The organism is Caulobacter zeae (assembly GCF_002858925.1).
GTDB classification, from domain to species: domain Bacteria; phylum Pseudomonadota; class Alphaproteobacteria; order Caulobacterales; family Caulobacteraceae; genus Caulobacter; species Caulobacter zeae.
Map to the genome: position 1 here is coordinate 19,025 of NZ_PJRS01000019.1, position 20,977 is coordinate 40,001.

General features: G+C 70.5%; 17 protein-coding genes. 2 read left to right on the forward strand and 15 right to left on the reverse strand.

Annotation, left to right across the window (positions count from 1 at the left end; translation table 11 throughout):
- Nucleotides 1-2: 2 nt before the first annotated feature.
- From SGCZBJ_RS10465 to SGCZBJ_RS10525, 13 genes are all read right to left on the reverse strand, one after another.
- On the reverse strand, nt 3-890 hold the full coding sequence (locus SGCZBJ_RS10465; RefSeq protein ID WP_101717947.1) for an RDD family protein: 888 nt from the start codon (nt 888-890) through the stop codon (nt 3-5).
- Complete coding sequence (locus tag SGCZBJ_RS10470; RefSeq protein WP_101717948.1) at nt 887-1,894, reverse strand: stage II sporulation protein M; 1,008 nt, start codon at nt 1,892-1,894, stop codon at nt 887-889. Before SGCZBJ_RS10470 ends, SGCZBJ_RS10465 begins: the two co-directional genes overlap by 4 nt.
- Entirely contained in the window at nt 1,891-3,204 is a 1,314-nt protein-coding gene (locus tag SGCZBJ_RS10475; RefSeq protein WP_101717949.1) for a DUF58 domain-containing protein, read from the reverse strand. Before SGCZBJ_RS10475 ends, SGCZBJ_RS10470 begins: the two co-directional genes overlap by 4 nt.
- Nucleotides 3,201-4,157, reverse strand: a complete 957-nt coding sequence (locus SGCZBJ_RS10480; protein ID WP_420808156.1) for an AAA family ATPase — start codon at nt 4,155-4,157, stop codon at nt 3,201-3,203. The genes SGCZBJ_RS10475 and SGCZBJ_RS10480 overlap by 4 nt, the downstream gene beginning before the upstream one ends.
- Nucleotides 4,144-5,373 carry a hypothetical protein gene (locus SGCZBJ_RS10485; protein ID WP_240621471.1) on the reverse strand — a complete coding sequence of 410 codons (1,230 nt, stop codon included), beginning with the start codon at nt 5,371-5,373 and terminating at the stop codon, nt 4,144-4,146. Before SGCZBJ_RS10485 ends, SGCZBJ_RS10480 begins: the two co-directional genes overlap by 14 nt.
- Complete coding sequence (locus SGCZBJ_RS10490; RefSeq protein ID WP_101717952.1) at nt 5,370-5,996, reverse strand: DUF4129 domain-containing protein; 627 nt, start codon at nt 5,994-5,996, stop codon at nt 5,370-5,372. Before SGCZBJ_RS10490 ends, SGCZBJ_RS10485 begins: the two co-directional genes overlap by 4 nt.
- Before the next feature lie 141 nt (nt 5,997-6,137).
- Nucleotides 6,138-6,914 carry an energy transducer TonB gene (locus SGCZBJ_RS10495; RefSeq protein WP_205685362.1) on the reverse strand — a complete coding sequence of 259 codons (777 nt, stop codon included), beginning with the start codon at nt 6,912-6,914 and terminating at the stop codon, nt 6,138-6,140.
- On the reverse strand, nt 6,914-8,410 hold the full coding sequence (locus SGCZBJ_RS10500; RefSeq protein ID WP_101717953.1) for a surface lipoprotein assembly modifier: 1,497 nt from the start codon (nt 8,408-8,410) through the stop codon (nt 6,914-6,916). Before SGCZBJ_RS10500 ends, SGCZBJ_RS10495 begins: the two co-directional genes overlap by 1 nt.
- 47 nt (nt 8,411-8,457) lie before the next feature.
- Nucleotides 8,458-9,222: a Slam-dependent surface lipoprotein gene (locus tag SGCZBJ_RS10505; RefSeq protein ID WP_101717954.1), complete on the reverse strand. Its 765-nt coding sequence runs from the start codon at nt 9,220-9,222 to the stop codon at nt 8,458-8,460.
- A 115-nt stretch (nt 9,223-9,337) separates the two neighbouring features.
- Nucleotides 9,338-12,316 carry a TonB-dependent receptor gene (locus SGCZBJ_RS10510; protein WP_101717955.1) on the reverse strand — a complete coding sequence of 993 codons (2,979 nt, stop codon included), beginning with the start codon at nt 12,314-12,316 and terminating at the stop codon, nt 9,338-9,340.
- A gap of 140 nt (nt 12,317-12,456) precedes the next feature.
- The gene (locus tag SGCZBJ_RS10515) at nt 12,457-13,428 is read right to left on the reverse strand and encodes a FecR family protein (protein WP_101717956.1); all 972 of its coding nucleotides are present in this window, start codon (nt 13,426-13,428) and stop codon (nt 12,457-12,459) included.
- A gap of 58 nt (nt 13,429-13,486) precedes the next feature.
- Nucleotides 13,487-14,032 carry an RNA polymerase sigma factor gene (locus SGCZBJ_RS10520; protein WP_165799296.1) on the reverse strand — a complete coding sequence of 182 codons (546 nt, stop codon included), beginning with the start codon at nt 14,030-14,032 and terminating at the stop codon, nt 13,487-13,489.
- Between the two features lie 232 nt (nt 14,033-14,264).
- On the reverse strand, nt 14,265-15,176 hold the full coding sequence (locus SGCZBJ_RS10525) for an aldo/keto reductase (protein ID WP_205685363.1): 912 nt from the start codon (nt 15,174-15,176) through the stop codon (nt 14,265-14,267).
- Between the two features lie 212 nt (nt 15,177-15,388).
- On the opposite strand from SGCZBJ_RS10525, the gene SGCZBJ_RS10530 reads away from it, so the two are divergent.
- Nucleotides 15,389-16,606 (forward strand): dipeptidase, encoded by a 1,218-nt coding sequence (locus SGCZBJ_RS10530; protein ID WP_101717958.1) that lies wholly within the window; start codon nt 15,389-15,391, stop codon nt 16,604-16,606.
- Between the two features lie 48 nt (nt 16,607-16,654).
- Here SGCZBJ_RS10530 and SGCZBJ_RS10535 read toward each other — a convergent pair whose 3' ends face one another.
- Together SGCZBJ_RS10535 and ilvD are read right to left on the reverse strand one after the other, a co-directional pair.
- Nucleotides 16,655-17,971, reverse strand: a complete 1,317-nt coding sequence (locus SGCZBJ_RS10535; protein WP_101717959.1) for an O-acetylhomoserine aminocarboxypropyltransferase/cysteine synthase family protein — start codon at nt 17,969-17,971, stop codon at nt 16,655-16,657.
- 148 nt (nt 17,972-18,119) lie between these two features.
- Nucleotides 18,120-19,976 carry a dihydroxy-acid dehydratase gene (gene ilvD, locus SGCZBJ_RS10540; RefSeq protein WP_101717960.1) on the reverse strand — a complete coding sequence of 619 codons (1,857 nt, stop codon included), beginning with the start codon at nt 19,974-19,976 and terminating at the stop codon, nt 18,120-18,122.
- Between the two features lie 96 nt (nt 19,977-20,072).
- On the opposite strand from ilvD, the gene SGCZBJ_RS10545 reads away from it, so the two are divergent.
- The gene (locus SGCZBJ_RS10545; protein WP_101717961.1) at nt 20,073-20,969 is read left to right on the forward strand and encodes a LysR family transcriptional regulator; all 897 of its coding nucleotides are present in this window, start codon (nt 20,073-20,075) and stop codon (nt 20,967-20,969) included.
- The last annotated feature ends 8 nt before the right edge of the window (nt 20,970-20,977 follow it).

Here is a 20,977-nt window from a genome sequence, read left to right on the forward strand (position 1 = left end):
TCTCAGCGCGCGGTGTCGTGCTTGTCGCGACGCCGCACGCCCATCAGCAGGCGCGCCTCCAGCCGCTTGCGCAGGGCCGCGTAGTAGGCGCTGAGGAAGTCGTAGTCGTCCTCCTCCGGCAGACGCGTCCAGCCCACCTTGCCGGCGATGCGGTCGGCCACGGCGCGCATGGTCTTGCGGTCGCGCTCGCGCAGCACGTCCTCGAGCACGTGAAGCTCCTTGGCGCCGTAGGCGTCGATCTGCTCCTGGGTGAAGGCGTAGCGTTGCAGGCGCTCGGCCCCCTCGTCGGCCATGTCGCGCATCAGCTTGCGCTTGGGCGCGCGCACGACCCAGGTGCCGCCGATCAGGTCGCCGGCCCGCAGGCGGTCCTTGTTGAACAGCGGAAACAGCACGAACACGCCCGCCCAGGTGATGCCCAGCAGGTACATCCAGCCCTCGACGCCGCCGCCTTCGACGCCGGCCGGGGCGAACAGCATGCTGATCGGAATGAAGATCTCCAGCTCGCGCATGGCGTTGCGGGCGAAGATCGCGCCGGGCCGCAGGCGGCCGCCGTCACGGGCGGCGACGCGGATGCCCATGGCCCGCTTGCCCGGCGTGGCGGCCGCGGCGCTGAGCTCGAAGCCCACGAAGTAGAAGTTTCGCAGCAGGAAGAAGCCGAGCAGCCACAGAACGGCGATGACTTCCGCCCCCTTCAGGCCGGCGGCCGCCAGCGCGCCGACGCCGATCAGGCCGATCAGGATCGAGGCGACGATGAGCACGGCCAGCATGATCGCCGCGTCCACCAGGAAGGCGCCGGCGCGCTGGCTGGCGTCGGCCAGTTGCAGGCGCAGGTCGACGCCCTCCGGCGTGACGAAGGCCCGCGTCAGCTTGAGCGTCGAGGCCTCGCTCATGCGCTCGTCCTCCGGCGCGGGGCGTAGAAGTAGAGGCCCCAGATCAGGGCCGTGAGCGCCGCCACGCCGTAGCGGGCCGGCGTCCAGGCGATCAGCTGGCGGCCGAAACCCTCCAGCAGGCCGGCGAAGAACAGCATGACCACCACGCCGCCCATGACGGTGGCGGCGTGCCGTCCGGCCTCAGCCGCCGCGTCCAGGCGGCTGCGCTCGCCGGGAAAGGCCACGGTCCAGCCGATCTTGAGGCCGGCCGCACCCGCCAGGCAGACGGCGAAGATCTCGGTCACCCCGTGGATCGCCAGCCAGCCGCCGGCCTCGACGCCCAGACCCCGGCTGGCGAACAGCGCGAAGAACACCCCCAGCATCACGCCGTTGTAGATCACCAGCATCGCCGTCGGCACGCACAGCGCAAAGCCCAGGGCGAAGGCCAGCAGCGCCACCTGGGCGTTGTGAGTGAACAGGAAGGTGGCGAACATCGAAAGACCGCTGCCCGACTTGGCGCCGTCCAGCGTGGAGCGGAGCATCTCGGTGGTCGCGGCCGGATCGCGTCCGCCGGTCATCTCCCGGGGCATGAAGGCGTAGTACCACTCGGCGTCCTGGCCAAAGAGCCAGGCCCCGACCAGGGCCCCGATCACCATCAGCCCGACGCTGACCAGGGTCTCGCGCCACAGGCCGCGCACGGCCGCGGGCCAGCCGCCGGCGAAGAAGGCGCCAAGCTGGCTGCGCAGGGTCTCGCGCGAGCCGTAGACGAAGAAATAGGCCCGGGCGCAGAGCATCTCCAGGTAGTCGATCATGCCCCGGTCGAGCGAGGTGGCGCGGGCCACCGACAGCGACGACAGGGCCGAGCGATAGAGCACCGGCGCGGCCAGGATCTCCTCTTCGGAGAGGCTGGCCATGGAGCCCTTCTCGACCTTCTCCATCAGCCGTTCCAGGCGCTTCCAGTCGGCCTCGCGCTCCTGGCGGAAGCGCTGGCTCTTCAGGCGGCCGTCGACCTTGACGTCGATCACAGGAGGTCCCTCCGCTTGAGGTCGACATAGGTGTTGATCAGGGCCGGGCCGATGCGGGCGGCGGGGGCCTCGACGATGTGCGCGCCCATGCGGCGCAGGCGGGCGACCACGGCCTCGCGCTCGCGCAGCAGGCCGGCCGAGACGACGGCGCGCGAGATGTCGGCCGGCTCGAACGGCTCGGCGTCGACCATGGCCTCCAGCTCCTCATCCTGCATGACGACGAACAGCACCAGGTGCCGGCGCAGCAGGTGGGCCGAAGCGTCGATCATCAGTTCGGCGGCGGTGGGGTCGGTGAAGTCGGTGAACACCACCACCAGCGAGCGCCGGCGCAGCTTGGCCGCCAGGGTGTTGAGCGCCAGGGTGTAGTTGGTCTCCTCGGCGGAGTAGTCGATGCGGCCGGCCGCGTGCTGCAACTGGCGGAAAGCGTCGAGCCCGCTGACCACGCCGGTCAGCAGCCGGGGCGCGGAGTCGAACGAATAGAACCCCGCCCGGTCGCCGGCCCGCAGGCAGGCATAGGCCAGCAGCAGGCCGGCGTTGATGGCCCGGTCGACCTTGGGCGCCCCGCCGACCGGCTCGCACATGGCCCGGCCGCCGTCGATGGCCATGACGACGTGGTGGTTGCGCTCGGTGCGGAACTCCTTGGCCAGCAGGTGCAGGTGCCGCGCCGACTGCTTCCAGTCGATGGCGCGCGGGTCCATGCCGGTCTGGAACTCCTTCAGCGCCTCGAACTCCGAACCCTCGCCGCGGTCGACCTGGGTCTTGCTGCCCATCAGGGCGTCGCGGGCCAGCATCCGCACGGCCTCCTCGCGCACGCCCTGCAGGTCGGTGCCGGCCGGAGCGTCGATGTCGAGCACGAAGGTCTGCTGCTTCCAGACCAGGCCCAGCGGGCCCGTCCAGCGCACCCACAGGCGGTGCAGGCGCCCCTCCCCGCGCCGCTCGGGCGTCAGGGAGAAATCGAAGGTCGCCGCGCGGCCCTCGACGTCGCTGCGGGCGAAACGCGGCTGCAGGCCCAGACGGTCGTCGGCGTCCAGCGCCGCCTCGGCGCGGCCGGGAACCGGGCCCTTGCCGAAGCGCGTGGTGAAGGCGATGGCGGCGGTGCGGGCGACCGACAGGAACGGCCGCTGGGGTTCGTCCAGGGCCAGGCGCGAGCGCGAGCCGCCCGACAGGGCGTCGGCGACCATGGCCAGCAGCATGACCCCGATCCAGATCGGTCCGGCCAGCCAGCCGGCCGGCGCGAGCACGCCGACGACCAGCGCCGCCGGCATTCCGGCGGCGACGGCGACGACGGCGCGGCGCGTGGGATAGATCACCGGGGAGCCGCCACCCGCTCGACCAGGCCGGAAAGCACGTGGTCGACCTTGCGCCCCTCGATCTCGGCGGCGGCCGAGAGGATCAGGCGGTGGCGCAGGGCCGGCGCGGCCAGGGACTTCACGTCGTCGGGGATCACGTAGTCGCGGCCGTCCAGCGCGGCGCGGGCGCGGGCGGCCACGGCCAGCATGGCCCCGGCGCGCGGGCTGGCGCCGGTCTCGATGTCGGTGGACTCGCGGGTGGCCCGCACCAGGTCGACGATGTAGCCGACGACCTCGTCGGTCAGCCGCACCTTGGCCACGGTCTCGATGGCCGCGTCGATCGCCGCGCGCTCGGCCACGGCCTCGACGCCGAAGGCGGCCGGGTCCATCTGGCCGGTGCGCGAGCCGTGGCCGACGATGATCGACCGCTCCTGCTGGGCGCTGGGGTAGTCGAGCACGTGCTTGAACAGGAAGCGGTCGAGCTGCGCTTCGGGCAGCGGATAGGTGCCCTGCTGCTCGATCGGGTTCTGGGTGGCGACCACGGTGAAGCGCGGGCTGAGCGGGTGCGACTTGCCGTCGATGGTGACCTGGCGCTCCTGCATGGCTTCCAGGAGGGCGGCCTGGGTCTTGGGCGGGGTGCGGTTGATCTCGTCGGCCAGCAGCAGCTCGCAGAACACCGGACCGCGCGTCAGGCTGAAGGTAGAGGTCTGGAAGTTGAACAGGTTGGCGCCGATGACGTCGCCCGGCATCAGGTCGGGCGTGAACTGGATGCGGCCGTAATCCAACGCGACGGTGCGAGCGAAGCTCTGGGCCAAAAGCGTCTTGGCCGTTCCGGGCGGGCCTTCAAGCAGCACGTGGCCGCCGGCGAACAGCGCCGTCAGCAGCAGGTTGACGGCGTCATCCTGGCCCACGACGGCCTTGCCGATCTCCGAGCGGATCCGCGCGGCGAGCGCCCCGACTTCACTGACGTCCACGGATGAGCTCCTGCTTCCAGATATGGAGATCGCGCGCCACGGCCATCAGGTCGGACGGCGAGGCCGTCAGCGCCCGATCGGCGAGCGCCGAGTAGGTGTGGGTCGCGCCGACGGTGCGGCTGACGCGATCGAGAAAGTCGACGAGGTCCTGGCCGTCGAGGCCGCGCGGCGCGCCGATGGCGCGGGCGGCCGAGGCCTGGATGAGGCGGGCATAGAGCCTGGCCATGCGGTGCTCCCGGCGCGCCAGGCGCACCAGGCCTGCGGTGTTGTCGGCAAGGGCCGTCTTGCCCAGCGCCACCGCCCGGCGCGAACGCAGCGGCGGACCAAAGCGCGCGAAGGCCTGGGCGCCCGCCAGCAGGGCCAGCGCCACGGCCACCAGGGTCGCCCCCAGCAGCGGCGGCTCGACCACCAGGCGCATCAGGCTGCGCGTGCGCTTGAAGCCGTGCAGCGTCACGTCGAACACCACCGGCGAGCCGTCGTCGCGGATCAGGTTCAGCATGGCCACGGCGGTGCGCGCGCCGTCTGCGGTCTTCAGGCCCTGGGTGTTGAGGTAGTCAGGATCGGCCAGGACATAGGTCCAGCTGTCGTCGCGCATGGCCATCACCACGCCGCCGTCCTGGTCGAGCAACACAGGCGTCCAGCCCGGTCCGGCCAGCGTGCGCGAGCCCGTTATGGTCACCGGCGCGCCGAACGCCTCGCCGGACGGCCGACGCAGGCGCACCGTGCGCTTGCCCTTGGCCGCGTTCATCTTGAGATCCTTGCGCAGCTTCGGCGGCAGCAACTCCAGCGCCTGGGCGGGATTGTTGGCGCCGAAGGTGGTGACCCAGCCGCGATGCTTGGCGTCGGGTCGGACGTCCCACTTGGGCAGCACGACCAGGGTCGGTCCGATGTGGTCGTTGCGCTCGAGCGGCACGGGCGACATGCCTGTCGACGGCGTCAGGACCAGAAGCCCTTCCTCGGCCGAGAGCGGCAGGTCGCCCCGGCTGGTCAGCACCGGCTGGCCCATCAGGCTGAGCAGGCGCAAGATGCCGCCGAAGCCGACGGACGAACGCGACAGGGCGTGGCCGCCGCCGTCGTCGCCCTTGCGCAGTTCAGGCGCGTAGGCCGACAGCACGGCCAGGCCGCTGAACGAGACCACGCCGACCAGGACCAGCACCAGCATGGTCATCGGCGAGAACATGCCTGAAGACTTGCCCGAGGATTGGGAAGCGCTCATCCGCGCCATCCGTCAGGCAGGGCGAAGGCCTCATAGGCCGCGCGGCATTCGGCGAAGTCCTGGGCGCCGACCGGGCGGCCGCCGAACAGGCCCCGCTCGACCAGGCGGGCTATGCCGACGAAAGCCCCTCGGGCGGCGTCGGGAATGGCCGGCAGCGCGGCGATCTCGCGCGCGGTCAGCGAGATCTTCACCGATCGGGGACGGCGCTTCTCGATGTCCTGCACGCTGCGCAGCAGGATCAGGTGGGCGGCTTCGACGAAGAGGCCCTTGGCGGCCAGCTCGTCGGCGGCGGCCAGCAGGTCGCGCGCATCGGCCGCGTCAGGACGCCAGCCGGCCTCCGCGACGACCAACGGCTTGATCGCCCGCGGCGCCGGCGCCCAGATGCGCAGCAGTTCACGGACGATGGCGTAGAGGATCAGCAGCACCAGCACGGTCACACCGATCCAGAACACCCATTTCAGATAGGGCGCGATGAATTCGAGGAACTTGCCGACGTAGCGCAGCCACTCGGGGATCTTGGGCGGTACGAAGACCGCCTGCTCGAACTGGAAACCGGCGTCCTTCGCCAGCCGCGCGTGCGCCGCGACGACCGCGTCGTCCGACGCCCCTCTCGAAACTGTCACGCGCCGGAAACCCGCATTCGCCCCCTTCGCGACCAAGACCAGGCCCAGCCGCGAACACTCGACTCAACTCTACAGCGTGACGCGGGCTTGGCTAGCCGTAACCGGTGACAATCGACCGGTCAGGCGCCCCTGCCCTCGCGCTCAGCCGACGAAGAACTCCACGGGCACGAGCACCTCGACGGGATCGCCCGCCACGTCGTCGGGCGGCGGCGGCATGGGCGAGGCCCGGCGGACCGTGGCCAGGGCCTCCTCGTCCAGCAGCGGATAGCCCGAACCCTTGGCGATCCTCGCGCTCAGCACCCTGCCCGTCCGATCGACCATGAAGGCGACGTGGACCACGCCCTCCTGCCCCGCGCTCTGGGCGCGGCGCGGGTAACGCTTGTAGGCCTTCAGACGTCCCAGGATCAGGCCGCGCCAGCTGACCGCCGCGTCGCGGGCTGCGGCGGCAGAGGTGCGCGGCGCGGCCATGACCGGCGCGGGCGGCGCGGGCACGGCCGGCGGCGCCGAAGCCTCCCGCGGCGTCGAGGCCCGCGTCGAGGCGTCCGCCTCCACCGCCTGGGCGGCGGATCGCTGCTGGGGCGGCAGGACGCCGCGCGGATCGGGCGGACGGTCGATGGCCTTGGGCGGCGCCGGCGCGGCGACGGCGGCCGGACTGGGCTTGGCCTCCGGCCCGGGCGGGCGCTCGTCCCTGGGACGCGGCGGCGCGACCGGCTCGACCGCGAACTCCACGGCGATCGCCTCGATCGGCGCGGCCGTCGGCATCTCGGGTCGGGCGAGCTTCAGATAGGCGCCCAGCAGCAAGGCCACATGCAGAACCACCGCGCCAGACAACGCCAGGCTCCAGCGGCGCTTGCGCCCTGTGGCGGCGAGCGGCTCGTACGGGATCTCCAGCACCGTCATGGGCAGGGCCTGCAACATCAGAACACCCGTTCCAGCTTCAGGCTGGCGGCGGTCTTCTCATAGGAGAACAGCCAGTCGATGCTGCTGGCGACCTTGGCGTACTGCACGGTCAGGCTGGGCGTGAAGCCGCCTTGCGTCTTCCAGCGCGGCGCGCGCAGGATGGCGGTGAAGCTCTGCTCATCGTCGCGGCGGCGCGCCTCCAGGGTCTCGTTAACGGCGTCCCAGCGCTTGCGCCGGGCCGAGGCGAACAGCGTGGCGTTCAGCCCCTTCATCGTCGGCGTCGCCACGCCCAGCCGCAGGCCGGCCTGGCGATAGGCGTTGACCGCGCGATCGGCGTCCTTGTCGAGCAGATCGGCGCCGCCGAACACCGTCCATCCACCGGCGAGGCCGCGCCATGCGGTCAGGAACAGCGACGCCTGGTCGCCATCCAGCGCGGCGAACGCGGTCCGGCTGTAGCGCATGACCTTGTAGTCGCCCTCCAGCTTGACCACGGTCGAGGCGCCGAGCGTGCGGTTGACCTCGGCGTGCAGGCCGGGCGCCTCGTACAGCCGCTCGGCCCCCATGGTCCCGACGTCCAGCGACGGCGCGACACCGAACGCCAGCCGCGCGGTGCGGTAATCGAGCCCGGCCTGGGCGACGAAGGTGGCCTGGTTGTAGCGCCCCTCCTCCGGATAGAGCTCGCCATAGGCCATGCCGCGGAAGGTCAGCCCGCCCGAGCCTCGCAGCGGCAGGCGCCTGTTGAGCACGGTCTCGAAGCTGACCGTGGCCGCGCTGACAGGATCGGGCGTCTTGCGGTCGAAGAAGCAGATCCCCTCGGGCCCCGGCAGCAGGCAGGCATAGCTGCCCGAGGCCTGGTTGACGTTGGAGTTCCAGCCCGGCCCCAGCGCGACCTGGCCGGTCCAGGCGCGCCGGCGCTTCAGGGCCGCCAGGAAGCTTTCGACGCTGCGGCGGACGCCGACGGCGCGGGCGTCGTCCTTGGGCATGTCGGCCAGGACGGCGCGGAAGGCCGCCTCGGCCTCGCGGTCGCGCTGGTTCTCGAACAGCACCCGGGCCAGCTCGATCCGCCCCGGCATGAAGCCCGGCTGAAGGACGAGAAGCTGGCGAAAGCTGCGTTCGGCCGCGCGCAGGTCGCCGTCCTGCCGCGCCAGCTGCCCCTGGGCGTAGCAGACCAGCATCTGGTCACGCTCGGGCAAGGCCAGATAGGCCTTCAGGAAGCGGCGGGCGTCGCCCCACTGGCGGCGGGCCAGCGACAGGTAGAGCGCCTTGCCGACGTCGTCGGCGCCCGGCCCCACCGTGTAGGCCTGGCCGTCGATGACCAGCACGTCTGGGGCGGTCTCCTGCAAGGTCTTGGCTTCGCGCTCGGCGGCGCGGCGCGACAGGTCCTGGTCGAGACGAAGGCGGGTGTCGTCGTCGACCTGGGCGCGCGCAGCGCCGGCCAGGGCCAGAACGACGAAAGCCGCGCAACCGGCGGCGGCGCGGAACGGAAAACGCGGGGGAACGGACGACCTGTTCATCGCAGGGGCTTGGGGCGAGGGCCAGCCGGCCCCCGCCCCTCGCGTCCTCAGTTCTTCGTGCCGCCGAAGGCGGTGTCGTAGACGCTGTTGCCGCCGAAGGTGACCAGACCGGCCAGGGCCGCGGCGTTGGCGCCGAAGAACCTGCCGCTGACTTCGCCGCCCGAGGCCAGGGTGCTCGTCCCCTGCGTCGCCGTGGCGTTGGCCGTGGTGCTGGCGATGTTCAGGCCCGAGATGCCCACCGAGCCGATGTCGACCTTGTAGCCGGTCGAGGCGCTCTGGACGTAGCCGCCCAGCGTGCCGGCGGTGAAGTCGGCGTTGAAGGTCCCTTCGAGGATGCCGTTGGTGGCGTAGTCGCTGAGGCCCTTCACGGTGTAGCTGGCCGTGCCCGTGCCGGCGGTGGCGCCGGTGTCGTCGCCGACATAGTAGACGGTGTGGGTGCCGTCATTGGCGTTGGCGGTGTCGGACCACTCGCCGAACCATAGGTCGCCGGTGCTGACCTTGGCGAAGTTGAACACGCCCATGCCGTTGTGGCTGCCCGGCGCGGTCGACGGGTTGTTGATCGTGCTGACGCCGCCCGACGGCGGGGCCGAGGCCGCGAGGCCCTGGAAGTCGACATAGGCCGACAGACCGATCGAGGCGACGGCCACGCCGGCCTTGCCGGCGGTGTGCGGACCCGCGTTGATCACGCTGGCGCCCACCTTCAGGTGGGTTTCGTCGGTGGACTCGCCGACGATGCCGGCATGGGCGACGCCCGTCAGGGCGGCGGCGGCGATGGAGGCCAGGATCAGCGTCTTGAAGGTCGAACAGGACATCTCGTCTTCTCCGATGCTTAGTTGAATGGGCCTCTTCGATGGAGGCCCGGGCTCATCCAGCGGCGTCCGCCGCGTCGGTAGGGAGCCGTCGCGCCGAAAGCCGTGAATTGGGGGGTCAGTAGCGGGCGGTCATGCTGAGCTTCAGCGTGCGCCCGGGGGCCGGCTGGGCCGTGCGGGTCAGGGGATCGGTGTAGTAGCGGTCGTTGAGATTGGTCGCGACCAGCTCGAACCGGACCTTCTCGTTGAGCTTGAAGTTGGCGTAGGCGTCGACCGTGACGATGTCGTCCCACAGGTAGGGCGTGTTCAGCGCCCAGCCGTCGACGCGGGTGGCGGTGGCCCCGCCGATGAAGCGGTCGAGCTCGGGATTGTCGTAGCCGCTGTAGTAGACGCCGCGCACGCCAACCTCGAGCCGGCGCTCCAGGAAGCGGGCGCCGAGGTTCAGATTGGCCGAGTTCTCGGGCGTGGCCTGGGTCAGCAGGTAGCCGCCGACGAAGCCGAAGTTCACGCAGTCGGGCACGATGCCGGTGTTGGGCTGCTTGAGGATCGCCTGCTGGCGGTCGCAGACCTTGTTCTTGAAGTTGTGGGCGGCGGAAAAGTCGGCGAACAGGCGGCCGTTGTCGTAGCGGGCCTGGAGCTCGATCCCCTCGATGATCTGCTTTTCCATGTTGGACAGCTGCAGCTGCGTGCCGCGCTCGATGACGTTGCTGGTGCGGTTGCGGAACCAGGTCAGCCGGAAGTCGGCGCGCTGGTCCTCCGGCAGCGACAGCAGCGCCGACAGGTCGTGGATGTAGGCGACCTCCCAGGTGCGGGCGTGCTCGGGCTTCAGCGGCCGGGTCGGGTCGATGGCGGCCGAGAAGCCCACCGTGCTCTCGAACAGGCTGGGGAAGCGATAGGCCTCGGCGTAGCGGGCGTAGGCCCGGGCGTTGGGGGTGAAGTTGAAGGTCGCCGAGACCGCGGGCGTCCAGCCGTCGCCGCGCTGGGTGCGGCTGACGGCGGTGACCGGCGCCTGGTTCAGCGACGCCACGCAGTAGCCGGTGGCGTTGGCCACGCTATTGAGGAAGCCGTTGACGCAGGGGTTGGTGGCGCGGGTGAACTTGCCGGTGCTGTCGCGCTCCCACGCGATGCGGTTGTTGACCGTGCGGCCGTTGACCAGGGTGCGGTAGAGCACCGAGCCGTCGGTGAAGACGTAGTTGGTGAACACCACGCCCTTGGCCAGTTGCTCGGCCAGGAAATCGTCGAACGCCCAGTAGTGCGAGTAGCGGGCGCCGGCCGTCAGGGTCAGCTCGCTGACCGGCCGCCATTCGAGATTGGCGTGGACGTTGTATTCCTCGCGCCGGCCGGCCCGGGGATACTGGCGCCAGCCGTCGAACGTGCCGCCCCAGACGTCGGGCGAGGTCAGCTTCTCGTGCTGCCAGTCGCCGGCGACCACCAGGTCGAGGGTCGGCACCAGGCGCATCTTGTTGCTGGCCGAAAGGCCGTAGCGATCGTTCTTGGCGTTGGCGAGCGCGGTGTTCTTGATGATCGGGTTGGCGGCGTTCTGGGCCCAGTTGGGGAAGCCGCCGGCGCTGTAGGTGTGGCTGTTGGTGCGGGTCAGCCAGACCGAGGTCTTCAGGTCCACCCAGCGGCCGCCGGGCTTGAGCCGGTAGTCGACGTTCCAGGCGGTGGCGTGGACCTCGCTGAGCGGCCACTGCACCTTCCCCATGCCGTTGTTGCCGACCGAGATGATCCGCGAGGGCATGACCTCGCCATAGGTCGAGACGGTGTCGCGCACGCCGAACTTCAGCTGCTGGCTGTCGCTGATCTTCCAGACCAGCTTGCCCAGCCACGAGCTCATCTCGCTGGAGGTGTTGGGGACCTCGTTGCCGGGCTGGTAGTTGAAGGCCAGGCGCTTGATCAGGTCCTGCGGGCCGGACGGCGTCGGCAGGTTGGTCTGCTGATAGTAGCCGGCCTCGCTCTCGCCGGCGAAATAGTTGCCCCGCTCGCGCCAGGCATAGGCGGCCAGCCACTCGAAGTCGTCGCTGCGGCCCGCGATGGCCAGCCGCGCGGCGCGGTCGCCGAACGAGACGGTGTCGTTGTCGCCCGAGGTGCGCGGCGTCACCTGCACGTAGGGATCGTTGTAGGGACTGCCCGGAAAGCCGGTGGTTCCGGTCGAGCCGGGAAAGCCCGGGACGTTGCGATAGTCCTGGCCGGTCAGCAGGGTCGGCAGGCGCGGCTTGGTGGAGTTGTTGCCGCCCTCGATGCGGACCTCGGCGCCGTAGGTCTCGCCCTCGCGCAGGATGTCGCGCGGCGAGAGGGTGTCGATCACCACCGCGCCGCCCACCGAGGTGTGCACGCCGGCGGTCAGGGACGGACCTTTCAGCACCTGCACGCCGCCGACCAGGCTGGGGTCGATGTAGCTGCGATTGTTGGCGCCGTTGTAGCCGCGCCAGACGGTCAGGGCCTGCTCGCCGCCGTCGATGATCACCGGCACACGGCCGGGCCCCTCGACGCCGCGGACGCTGGGATCCAGCGCGCCGCTGTTGCGGGCGTCGCCGCTGAACACCCCGACCATGCCTTTGAGCACGTCGGCCGGGCTGACGCCCTTGTAGCGCTCGACCTGCGCCTTGCCGGCATAGGTCGAGGTGCCGTCGAGGTCGTAGACGCCGTCATAGCCGAGAGCGTCGCGGGCGCTGAGCGCCTCGCCGCCGACGGTCGCGCCCTCGACCCGCAGGGCGTCGGTGACCACCGCCCCCTTGGCGCTGGGCGCGGCCTCCAAGGTCACGACGCCGGGACGCACCTCGCGCCAGGTGACGCCGCTGCCGGCCAGCAGGCGCGACAGGATCTCGCCCTGGCTGAAGCGGCCGCGCACGGCGGGCGCGCGGCGGCCATACGGCGCTTCGACCGCGTAGACGATCTGGACCTTGGTCTGCAGCGAGAACTGGCTCAGCGCCTGGGGCAGCGGCTGGGCGGGAATGTCGACCGTGTAGGCCGAGGCTTCCTGGGCGGCCGCCGGAAGCGCAGCCAAAGCCAGAGGACTGGCCGAGGCCAGGGCCAGGCACAACGACAGCCGGCGGATACGGGGCAGCAGGCCGGAACGGATAGCAGGCGTCGTCATGTCTTCGGTCGGTCTCGTCTCGTAGGCCGCCCACTGTTGCGAGCGACACTCAATTGCATCTTATGATGGAGAGACGAAACCCGGCGGCGAGATCCCCTAGCGACCTCGTCGATTTTTTTGCGAAGGCGTTACAAGCCCGGTCAGTAGAGCAGGACGAAACCGCCCAAACGGGCCGTACGAAGGTCCAGCGAAGCGGCCAGGGCGTCGATGGCGGCGTCGGGCCGCGCGACGTCGAACACCCCCGACACCGGTCGGGCGGCCAGCGCCTGTCCACGGACAAACACCTTGCCGCGCCTGTAGCGGCCGATCTCGTCGACCACTTCGGCCAGCGGGCGATGATAGACGACGAGGCGTCCCTGCCGCCAGGCGTCGACCGCGGCCGGATCTTCCAGCGCCAGGGCCTCGGGCGCCGCGCCATCGAGCCAGGCCCCCTGCCCGGCCCGCAGCACCGCCATCCCGCCGCCGTTCGCCGGATGCACCCGCACCGCGCCGCGCAGGACGCTGACCTTGGCGCGCTCGCCCTGAAGGCGCACGTCGAAGGCCGTGCCCAGCACACGGGCGCTGCCGGCCCGGCTCTCGACCACGAAGGGTCGCGAGGGATCGTGGACAACGTCGAAAAAGGCCTCGCCCTTGACCAGCCGCACGCGGCGGCCGTCGGGCCCATAGCGGACGTCGAGCACCGAGCCGGTGTTCAGCGTCACCGTACTGCCGTCGACCAGCACCTGCCGGCGCACCTGCCCGATCTCGGCGACCAAGTGGTTCGGATCGGCCGGCGCCAGCGTCTTCAGGGTGACGCCCGCGCCGAGCGCCAGCACCAGGCACGCCGCCACGGCCGCCGGGATCTTCCAGGTCCGCCGACGCGGGCTGGCGGCAGCGGCGACGCCTCGACGGCGTCTCGGTCGGAACGCCGCATCGGCCTGGGTCGCCGTGGCCGCGCCCATGAGCGACAGAATGTGGTCGGCCTCGGCCATCGCCTCGGCGCGTTCCGGCCCCGCGGCCAGCCAGGCGGCGTGCTCGGCCGCGTCGCCGCCGTCGCGCAGGCGCAGCGCCTGGCGCGCCGCCGCGTGGAACAGCGCCGCGCTCTCGTCCCCCGGTTTGTCCTTGTCGCTCATGTGGGCTTTTGGTCCTCCCGATGGACAGGACGAACCGGCGCCCGCGCTTCCCCTAGTCTCATCCATCGCCGCGCGCTTCCTTCAACCGGCGACGGCAGTGGCTCATGGCCTTGGCCAGATGGTTTTCGACCGTGCGCGGCGAGACGCCCAGGCGATCGGCGACCTGCTGCATGGTCAGGTCGTGGCCGCGATAGAGCAGGATCACCTGCCGGCACTTGTCGGGCAGTTCGGCGATGGCGGCCTGGACGATGGCGATCTCCTGGCGGCCGGCCAGCACCTGGAAGGCCGAGGGCGCGTCGCTGCCGGCGTCCAGCGGCAACTCGCCCGGCGCGATCCGCCGGGCCTGTGCGGCGGCCTGTCGCTGGCGGTCGACAACGAGATTGGCGATGATCCGGCGCAGGTAGCTCAGCGGATTGCGCACCGCCGCGCCGTCGAAGCCCGGCGCGCGGGCCAAGTCCGACAGCTTCAGCCACGCGTCCTGCATGACGTCGTCGGCCAGGCTGGCCGAGCGGGCCTTGCGGGCGGCGAAGCGGCGAAGGTCCTCGTAATGAGCCTCCAGCAGGCTGGTCAGGTCGGAAGCCGTTCCCCTCTGGCCAGATCGCATCACGCCACCCCGAATGAGAACGATTCTCATTACCGCGCCATGATCTAGCGATCTCCTCGCCGCCCGTCAAAGGCGACCGCATGCCTTGGGCGTATCGACATTCAAGGCTCGCGCGTGGTCCTCGTCCTTCGACAAGCTCAGGATGAGGACCAGTCACAAGCCGAGATCGTAGAAAAACCTCATCCTGAGCCCGTCGAAGGAGGAGGTTTTCATCTCAGATACCGGATCCGCCCTAAGGCAGCGGAACCCCTCGGCTGGCGGTCAGGATGGCGTACCACTGGGCCCGGGTCATGTGGACGTGCAGGGCGTCGGCGGCGGCCTTGATGCGCTCGGGCGTCTGGGAGCCGACGATCGGGATCGGCCGCGACGGGTGGGCCATGATCCAGGCCAGGGCGACGGCGGCGCGGTCGACGTGCTGCGGGCGGGCCACGGCGTCGAGCGCGTCGATCACCGCCCGGCCGCGATCGTCGATCCCCTCGCCCGTCAGGCGGCCGCCGCCCAGGGGCGACCAGGCCAGCACGGCCATGTCGCGCTCAAGCGCCTGGTCGAGCACGCCGTCCGACAGCGGCTCGATGGCCAGAGGCGAGAACTCCGGCTGGATGCTGGCCAGCGGGAACGGCAGGTGCGCCTGCAAGGCCGCGACCTGGCTGGGCAGATAGTTGGAGACGCCGATAGCGTCGATCTTGCCTTGCTCGCGCAGCTTGACCAGCGCCCCCGCCACCTCGGCCGGGTGAGCCAGAACGTCGGGGCGGTGGATCTGGTAGAGGTCGATCTTCTCGACGCCCATGCGCTGCAGCGAGGCCTCGCAGGCGGCGACCAGATAGTCGGCGCTGGAGTTGTAGGGCACGCCCAGGACGATGCCGCCCTTCGAGGCCAGGACGAACTTCTCGCGCAGATGCGGGGCGTCGTGCAGCACCTTGCCCAGCAGAACCTCGGCCGAGCCAAAGCCGTAGGGCGTGTCGGCGCCATAGATGTCGGCGGTGTCGAGCAGGGTGATGCCGCTCTCCAGCGCGGTCTCGACCAGATGCCGGGCGTCGGCGACGGATTCGCCCTTGAAGCGCCACATGCCCCAGGCCAGCGGCGACACGGAAAGGCCGCTCTTGCCGAGCGGTCGGGCTTCGTGGGGCTTGCGGTCGTCGAGCATGGAAAGCGCACTCTCGGTTCGGAAAGGACGCCGAGATGACTGGTGAGCGGCCTCGAGCGCAAGCTTTACCGACGGCAATATCCAGCATGAGAACACCGCGTTGGTCGGCGCGGCCCGGCGGCGGCTAGCGTCGAGCCGCCTTCACGAACGCGCCGAGGGGCCCGGCGCGCGGCGAGGCGCCCTCCCCGACCAACGACAAGAAAGACGACGCCATGCTTCGCCCCATCCTCCTGGCCACGGCCGCCGCCCTGGCCCTGGCCAGCGCCGCTCCGGCGCTCGCCGCCAATCTCGACGCCGCCGCCGTCCACGCCCGCACCCTGGTGCTGGACAGCCACGTGGACGTGCCCGCCGACCTGGGCGTCGGCGCGCACGAAGCCGCCGTCGACGGCGACAGCCAGCTCGACCTGCCCAAGCTGGAGCGCGGCGGGGTCGACGCGGCCGTGCTGGCGGTGTTCGTCGCGCAGGGGCCGCGTACGCCGGACGGCTATGCCCAGGCCCGCAAGGAGGCCGACGCCAAGCTGGCGGCCATCCGCGGCGTCGCCGAGCGCCATCCCGACCGCGCCGTTCTGGCCCTGAAGGCCGACGACGTCGAGGCCGCGGCCAAGGCCGGCAAGCGGGCGATCGTGGTGGGCTTCCTCAACGCCTACCCGTTCGGCGAGGACCTTAAGCCGATCGACGCCTATTACGCCGCCGGGGTGCGCAGCTTCGGCTTCGTCCATGCCGGAAACAACGCCTTCGCCGACTCCTCGCGCCCTAGCGGCGGGACCAAGGTCGAATGGGGCGGCCTGTCGCCCCTAGGCAAGCAGGCGGTGGGGCGGCTCAACGACCTGGGCGTGATCATCGACGTCTCGCAACTGACGCCCGACGGCGTGAAGCAGGTGCTGGCGATCAGCCGCGCGCCGGTGGTGGCCAGCCACTCAGGGGTGCAGGGCGTCGTCGACAATCCGCGCAACCTGTCGGACGCCGAACTCGACGCCATCGCCGCCAAAGGCGGGGTCGTGCAGGTCGTCGCCTTCGGGCCCTATCTGGTGCGGCTGACGCCGGAGCTTCGTCCGAAGGTGGCGGCCCTGCGCGCCCAGTACGGCCTGCCGGCCGCCTTCACGCGCGCAGCCGACGGGACCGAGGCGCTGTCGCCGGACAAGCGCAAGGACTACAGCCACGCCATCACCGACCTGCTGCCCAAGGCGACGGTCAAGGACCTGGTCGACTCCGTCGACTATGCGGTGGGGCGCGTAGGGGTCGACCACGTGGGGCTGTCGTCGGACTTCAACCACGGCGGCGGGGTGATCGGCTGGGCCAACGAGGGCGAGGCCGGCAACGTCACCGCCGAGCTGGTGGCCCGCGGTTATTCCGAGGCCGACATCGGCAAGCTGTGGGGTGGCAACTACCTGCGCGTCTTCCGCGCCGTGGAGCAGACCGCCAAGCGCTGACCGACATGAAGAAAGCCCGCCAGATCTCTGACCTGACGGGCTTTTTCGTCACTCGGCTGCGACGCGGAGACCTGCCGAGGCGGCCAGGGCCTGATCAAGGTCGGCCAGGATGTCGTCGATGTGCTCAAGGCCGATCGACAGCCGCACATAGCCTTCGGAGACGCCGGTCGCGGCCTGGTCCTCGGCGCTGAGCTGGGAGTGGGTGGTCGAGGCCGGATGGATGGCGAGGCTGCGCGCGTCGCCGATATTGGCCACGTGATAGAACAGCTTGAGCGCGTCGATGAACCGCTTGCCGGTCTCGCGTCCGCCCGCCAGTTCGAAGCCGACAAGGCCGCCATAGCCGCCCGACAGGTAGCGGTCGGCCCGCTCGCGGCGCAGGCCGTCCTGGGCGGTGGGATAGATCACCTGGATCACCTCCGGGCGCTTGGCCAGAAAGTCGACCACGGCTTGCGCGTTCTGCGAATGGCGGGCGATGCGCAGCGGCAGGGTCTCAAGCCCCTGCAGGATCTGGAAGGCGTTGAACGGCGACAGGGCCGCGCCCAGGTCGCGCAGCAGCACCGTGCGGGCTCGCAGGATGTAGGCGATGGGGCCCAGCGGCTTGGCCGCCTGCGCCCAGACCGCGCCGTGATAGCTGGGATCGGGGGTGTTGAGCGACGGCTGGCGGTCGGGATGGGCCTCCCAGTCGAAATTGCCGCCATCGATGATGACGCCGCCGATCGAGGTGCCGTGCCCGCCGATATACTTGGTGGTCGAATAGACGACGATCGCCGCGCCATGCTCCAGCGGCCGCGCCAGCAGGGGCGCGGCGGTGTTGTCGACGATCAGCGGGATCCCATGCGCGCGGCCGATGGCGGCGACCTCGGCGATCGGAAAGACCGTCAGCTTCGGATTGGGCAGGGTCTCGGCGTAGTAGGCGCGCGTGCGCTCGTCGGTGGCCCGGGCGAAGGCCTGGGGGTCTTCCGGATCGACGAAGCGGACCTCGATCCCCTGGTCGCGCAGGGTGTTGGCGAAGAGGTTCCAGGTGCCGCCGTAGAGGTCGGTGGAGCTGACGATGTTGTCGCCGGCCCGGGCCAGGTTCTGGATGGCGAAGGCCGAGGCCGCCTGCCCCGACGCCACGGCCAGGGCCGCGGCCCCGCCCTCCAGCGCGGCCAGGCGCTGCTCCAGGATGTCGATCGTGGGGTTGCCGATGCGGGTGTAGATGTTGCCCAGTTGGCGCAGGGCGAAGAGGTCTGCCGCGTGCTCGGCGCTTTGGAACTGGTAGGAGGTGGTCTGGTAGATCGGCGGCGCCACGGCCCCGGTCGTCGGGTCGGCCCGCCAGCCGGCGTGCAGGGCCAGGGTCTCGGGATGGAGCTTGCGGTCGGACATCGGCTTCTCCTGAAGCTTTTTACGTCGATGTCGAAAACCTGACCCGGACCGCCCTCCTCCGCACGACCGATATTCTCGCCGCGCGGGCAGAAAAACTCACCCCAGGATTGCGCGGCCGAGCCCTGGCGAGCCCGGCCGCTTTCAGTTCCTAGTTCTGGCGCTCGACCTGGGAGACGTCGCGCACAGCACCGCGAGCGGCGTTGGTGGTCATGGCCGCATAGGCGCGCAGGGCCGGCGAAACCTCGCGCTTGCGATCCTTGGGCTTCCAGGCGTCCTTGCCGCGCGCCAGCTGGGCGGCGTGACGCTCGGCCAGCACCGCGTCGGAGACTTCCAGGTTGATTCCGCGGTTGGGGATGTCGATCAGGATGCTGTCGCCGGTCTCGACCAGGGCGATCAGGCCGCCCTCGCCGGCTTCCGGCGAGACGTGGCCGATCGACAGGCCCGAGGTGCCGCCCGAGAAGCGGCCGTCGGTGATCAGGGCGCAGGCCGCGCCCAGGCCCTTCGATTTCAGGTAGGTGGTCGGGTACAGCATCTCCTGCATGCCCGGGCCGCCCTTGGGACCTTCGTAGCGGATCACCACGACCTCGCCGGCCGTGACCTTGCCGCCCAGGATGCCGCTGACGGCGTCTTCCTGGCTCTCGAACACGCGGGCCGTACCGCGGAAGGTCAGGATCGACTCGTCGACCCCGGCCGTCTTCACGATGCAGCCTTCCGGCGCGAGGTTGCCGAACAGCACCGCCAGGCCGCCGTCCTTGGAGAACGGGTGCTCGACCGAGCGGATGACGCCCTTCTCGCGATCCAGGTCCAGTTCCTCCCAGCGGGCGGCCTGGCTGAAGGCGACTTGGGTCGGCTTGCCGCCCGGGGCGGCGCGGAAGAACTCCTGGGCCGTGCCGCTGTTGGTGCGGCCGATGTCCCAGCGAGCCAGGGACTCGGCCATGGTCGCGGCGTGGACGGTAGGCTGGCTGGCGTCGATCAGGCCGCCCTTCTCCAGCTCGCCCAGGATGGCGGGGACGCCGCCGGCGCGGTGGACGTCTTCCATGTGCACGTCGGCCTTGGCCGGCGCGACCTTCGACAGGCAGGGCACGCGGCGCGACAGACGGTCGATGTCGGCCATCGAGAACTCGACGCCGCCCTCGCTGGCCGCGGCCAGGAGGTGCAGCACGGTGTTGGTCGAGCCGCCCATGGCGATGTCCAGGCTCATGGCGTTCTCGAACGCCTCGCGCGTGGCGATGCCGCGCGGCAGGGCGGTGACGTCCTCCTGTTCGTACCAGCGCTGGCACAGGTCGACGATCAGGCGGCCGGCTTCCTTGAACAGGGCCTCACGGTCGGCGTGGGTGGCCAGGACCGAGCCATTGCCGGGCAGCGACAGGCCCAGGGCTTCGGTCAGGCAGTTCATCGAGTTGGCGGTGAACATGCCCGAGCACGAGCCGCAGGTCGGGCAAGCGGCCTTCTCGATCGCCTCGACTTCTTCGTCCGTGTACTTGTCGTCGGCGGCCACGACCATGGCGTCGACCAGGTCCAGCGAGCGGATCGCGCCCTTGATCTGCACCTTGCCGGCCTCCATCGGACCGCCCGAGACGAAGACCACCGGGATGTTGAGGCGCATGGCGGCCATCAGCATGCCCGGCGTGATCTTGTCGCAGTTGGAGATGCAGACGATCGCGTCGGCGCAGTGGGCGTTGACCATGTACTCGACCGCGTCGGCGATCAGTTCGCGGCTGGGCAGCGAATACAGCATCCCGCCGTGGCCCATGGCGATGCCGTCGTCGACGGCGATGGTGTTGAATTCCTTGGCCACGCCGCCGGCGGCCTCGATCTCGCGAGCGACCAGCTGGCCCAGGTCCTTCAGGTGCACGTGGCCTGGGACGAACTGGGTGAAGCTGTTGGCCACGGCGATGATCGGCTTGCCGAAATCGCTGTCCTTCATGCCGGTGGCGCGCCACAGGCCGCGGGCGCCGGCCATGTTGCGGCCGTGGGTGGAGGTGCGTGAGCGATAGGGAGGCATGGGAAAATCTCAGTGTCGGCTGTGGGGTTATTACCGCCGCTGACCGTGCGAGCAAAATATATTAAAAGACGACCATTAGGTCGCATGAGATATCAAATGGACGTCCGACAGTTCCGCCATTTCGCCGCCGTGGCCGAGACCCTGCACTTCGGCCGGGCGGCCGAGCGACTGCGCATGACCCAACCGCCGCTCAGTCAGTCGATCATGGCCCTGGAGAAGGAACTGGGGGCGGCGCTGTTCGTGCGCACCAAACGCAACGTGCGGCTGACGCCCCTGGGCGAGCAGTGGCTGCCGCAGGTGCAAGAGGCGCTGGCGGCGCTGGACGCGCTGCCCGCCGCGGCGCGGCGGATGCGCGACGGCCAGAGCGGCTATCTGGCGCTATCGTTTGTCAGCACCGCCGACTACAGCGTGCTGCCCTCGCTGGTGCGGCGCTATTCGCAGGCCTATCCGGAGGTCGAAATCCGGCTGTTCGAAGCCACCAGCGACGTGCAGCTGCCGGCCCTGGTCGAGGGCGAGCGGCACGCGGGCATCATCATCCCGCCGACCGACCAGCCCCTGCCCGCCGCCCTCGCCTATCGCCGGCTGCTGCGCGAGCCGCTCGTGGCGGCCGTGCCAAGCGCCTGGATCGACGAGGGACGCATCGCCAGCGACGCGGTGCTGTCAGCCGACGAGCTTCTGGCCTCGCCGCTGATCCTGTTTCCCAAGCACGTGGCGCCGAATTTCCACGACCTGGTGACCGGCCACTACCGCGCGCTGGGCGGCGACGCCCACATCGCGCAAGAGGCCATCCAGATGCAGACGATCATCAGCCTGGTGTCGAGCGGCCTGGGCGTGGCGCTCGTCCCCGCCTCGCTGCGCAACCTGGCGCGCACGGGCGTCACCTATGTGCCGCTGGCCGGGACCGCCCCCGAACTGGAAACGGGCCTGGCCTGGCGCAAGGGCGAGATCAGCCCGACCCTGGCCAACTTCCTGAAGCTGACCGAGCAGGGCTGATCATCTCT